Consider the following 2,544-nt stretch of genomic DNA (forward strand, 5'->3'; position numbering starts at 1 on the left):
AATTATAATACATGTCAGATATAAGTAAAACTACTATAAATCTACCTATAGATTTGAAAAAAGAATTAAAGAAAATTGCTATTGATGAAGATACCTCATTATCCGGTTTAATCATTAAAATGATTGAAGAAGGAATGAAAAACAGAAACAAAAGCGATGTTATTTCAGATGAAGATTTTAACTAATATCTTCAACTGAATTTAACATATATGTTACAAATTGAGTTTTTGCTGTTTCTTCAACAAAATCAGCAAGCAAACCTGCTTCTTTTAAACAGTCGCCTACACATACTACACCATGATTCCTAAAGATCAGCACATCATCCTCACCAATACCTTCACTAGCTTTTTTGGCCAATTCGGCACTGCCCGGTTTTTCATATTCAATTTCAGATAGGAATGCTTTTTTGATTGGTTTAAATCCTTCATATCTTTTAATTTTTTTGGATGAATGGGCGAAACCGGTAGCGTAGGGTGAATGAGTATGGACTATAGCGTTGACATCAGGTCTTTTTTTATATATTTCCAAATGCATGTTTATTTCGGAAGACGGTTTTCCCTTAGTTAATATGTTTCCATCCAAATCAACCAATACAATGTCTTCTTCATTTAATTTGGATAATGATTTTAATGTAGGAGTAATTGCGACAATATCCTTGGTTTCGTTTTTAAATCTTGCACTTATATTTCCGGATTTTCCTGAAACCAAACCTTTCTCATAAATTTCTCTGGAAACTTCAATAATTTCAGCTATATTCTTTTTCATCAAATAACCTCTTTATAAGAATTTGAAATGTTTATATTTTCCTTTATGAAGTACAGGAACTTCAGCAGGAGTAGGTTCAATGTTATAAATTTTTTGAAACTCTGTCTGAGTCTGAAAAGTGCCGGAGTTAATTAGATGAATTCCTTTGAATTTTTTGTATGTATTAATGTGCACGTGTCCTGTATGGAATACATCAGGCACTTCATCAATTACTAAATAATCTTCAAGTTCTGAAGCAAGGGGAGTTCTTTCTCCATAAATAGGGGCCAAATGTCTTTTGTTAAGTAATTCTTCCATTAACAAGTCATTTCTTTCATGTGTGAAGTCTTTAACAGCCATGACTAAGTCATCAAAACTACGGCCATGGTAAATCAGAACATTGATGCCGTCCAAAGATACAATACCGGGATTTGAAATGAATTCCACATTATCTAATTCGTATAATGCTTTTGCATATTCTTCCGGCACTGCAGGTTGCGGCTCAGCCACTCTTGATGCATCGTGGTTTCCCGGAGCGATAATAATTTTAATATCACTTCTTATATTTCCTAAAAATTTAGCTGCTTCATTGTATTGTTCCGTAATGTCTTTAATTACAAGTTCTTTTTCTTGGTTTGGATAAACGCCGATTCCATCCACGATATCTCCGCCAATAATTAAATATTTAACATCTTCAGCAACTCTTCTTTGCTCTTCGGTACCATATTCACAGTTAATCCAATCAATGAATCTTGTAAAAGCATCCTCCAGGAATGTTAGACTGCCAATGTGAACATCAGATAAAAATACAATTCCGAAATCCATTTCTTTTTCCGGGACTTGCAAGACACCGGGGTTTATGATTTGCTGTCCGAAAGCAAAACCGTTATCTCCACTTTTATTAGCAATTATACCAACAACTTCATCCCTAACTAATTTTTCAGCTTCTTTAAACAATTCTTCATTATTTTGAGAGAATAAGACGGAAATATTTCCTGTATCATCTTCAAATTCAACGATTTTATGGCCATTTTTACTGGATCTGATTTCTTTAACCATTAAAATCATACTTAAGCTTTCTTGTGAGTCATCAATATCCGCTACTTTAACAGTATTTCTAAGTTCGGGTCTTCTAGATAAGATATTATGTAGTTTTTCATATCTGCTTTTGAAATAAGAGATTAGGTTTTCAAGTTCTCCGCTTGTATATGATTTTTTACTTGTGTCTTGGATAATTTTAAAATCATATTCGACATTTGTTTTTTTTAAATTCCTTTTAAATTGAATTTTTTCATCTTTAACAGTTTCTGAAGCTTCTAAAATAGCCTCATTAACATGTTTTTCTTTAATGTCACTTTCTTTTTTGAAATCTTCCATTGAAAGGGATTCTTTTTTAACTTCAGTTGTAGGTTCTTCCTGTGGTGTTTTTTGTTTTTCGGTTTCTACTTTTTCTTCCTTAACACTTGGTTTTTCCTCTGTTAAATTATTTTGAGTTTCTTCGATTTTACCATTGCCTAGAATTTCATCAATAGTTTCTTCACTAACTGAAACCAAGTCTTTTGATGTGAATTTATCGCTTTTTAATTTAACTATTAATGAAGATGCAAAGTCTATAGGATTTTCTGCATTAATGACTTTATTATACGCTTCAGGTGATAGGTTAATTCCTTTTTTTGCAAATTTTAATAGAATTTTATTAGCTGACATATTAATTAAGATTTTAATTTTCTATATTTATAAACTTTGAGAATTTAATTTTTGAATATTGTCTTTAAGAACATGTTTTTTTATTGATAAAAA

General features: G+C 31.2%; 3 protein-coding genes. 1 reads left to right on the plus strand and 2 read right to left on the minus strand.

Annotation, left to right across the window (positions count from 1 at the left end):
• Positions 1-11 precede the first annotated feature (11 nt).
• Positions 12-185 (plus strand): Met repressor, encoded by a 174-nt coding sequence (locus ACKI4K_RS03880; RefSeq protein WP_407422477.1) that lies wholly within the window; start codon positions 12-14, stop codon positions 183-185.
• On the opposite strand, the gene ACKI4K_RS03885 is transcribed toward ACKI4K_RS03880, so the two are convergent.
• Together ACKI4K_RS03885 and ACKI4K_RS03890 are read right to left on the minus strand one after the other, a co-directional pair.
• Entirely contained in the window at positions 178-765 is a 588-nt protein-coding gene (locus ACKI4K_RS03885; RefSeq protein WP_407422479.1) for a class II aldolase/adducin family protein, read from the minus strand. The genes ACKI4K_RS03880 and ACKI4K_RS03885 overlap by 8 nt on opposite strands.
• Before the next feature lie 12 nt (positions 766-777).
• Complete coding sequence (locus tag ACKI4K_RS03890) at positions 778-2,451, minus strand: DNA-directed DNA polymerase II small subunit (protein WP_407422481.1); 1,674 nt, start codon at positions 2,449-2,451, stop codon at positions 778-780.
• Positions 2,452-2,544 lie beyond the last annotated feature (93 nt).

Source organism: Methanobrevibacter sp. (assembly GCF_045644645.1).
Lineage (GTDB): Archaea > Methanobacteriota > Methanobacteria > Methanobacteriales > Methanobacteriaceae > Methanocatella.

Bases quoted from the DNA above. Each gene is read 5' to 3' on its own strand.
- ACKI4K_RS03880 (WP_407422477.1), top strand. From the start codon at position 12: ATGTCAGATATAAGTAAAACTACTATAAATCTACCTATAGATTTGAAA.
- ACKI4K_RS03885 (WP_407422479.1), bottom strand. From the start codon at position 765: ATGAAAAAGAATATAGCTGAAATTATTGAAGTTTCCAGAGAAATTTAT.
- ACKI4K_RS03890 (WP_407422481.1), bottom strand. From the start codon at position 2,451: ATGTCAGCTAATAAAATTCTATTAAAATTTGCAAAAAAAGGAATTAAC.